Annotated in this window: 1 protein-coding gene; it reads left to right on the top strand. The window is 61.8% G+C overall.

Going from position 1 to position 469, the window contains the following annotated elements; translation table 11 throughout:
- On the top strand, positions 1–469 hold a 469-nt coding region (locus IB262_RS35500), incomplete at both ends, for an amidohydrolase family protein (RefSeq protein WP_192494586.1).

Below are 469 nucleotides of genomic sequence, written 5' to 3'. Positions count from 1 at the left end.
CCGTGCAGCACCGCATGGCCTATCAGGGCGAGTACTTCGTCGAGCGCTACGGCCATGGTGTCGCTGAAGCGACGCCGCCGGTGGCCAAGATGCTGGCAAAGGGCGTCAACGTCTCCGCCGGCACCGACGCTACCCGCGTCGCCTCTTACAATCCTTGGGTTTCGCTGTCGTGGATGGTGACCGGCAAGACGGTCGGCGGCATGCAGCTCTACCCGCGCGCCAACTGCCTCGATCGCGAGACGGCGCTTCGGATGTGGACCGAGAAGGTGCAGTGGTTTTCAAACGAGGAAGGCAAGAAAGGCCGCATTGAGAAAGGGCAGTTCGCCGACCTCATCGTGCCGGACAAGGATTTTTTCAACTGCGCCGAGGACGAGATTTCCTTCCTCACGTCAGAGCTCACGATGGTCGGCGGCAAGATCGTCTATGCGGCCGGCGAATTTGCCTCTCACGACGAGAACAAGGTGCCGCC

The organism is Ensifer sp. ENS02 (assembly GCF_014851885.1).
GTDB classification, from domain to species: domain Bacteria; phylum Pseudomonadota; class Alphaproteobacteria; order Rhizobiales; family Rhizobiaceae; genus Ensifer; species Ensifer adhaerens.
This window is presented reverse-complemented; position numbering and strand designations above follow the sequence as displayed.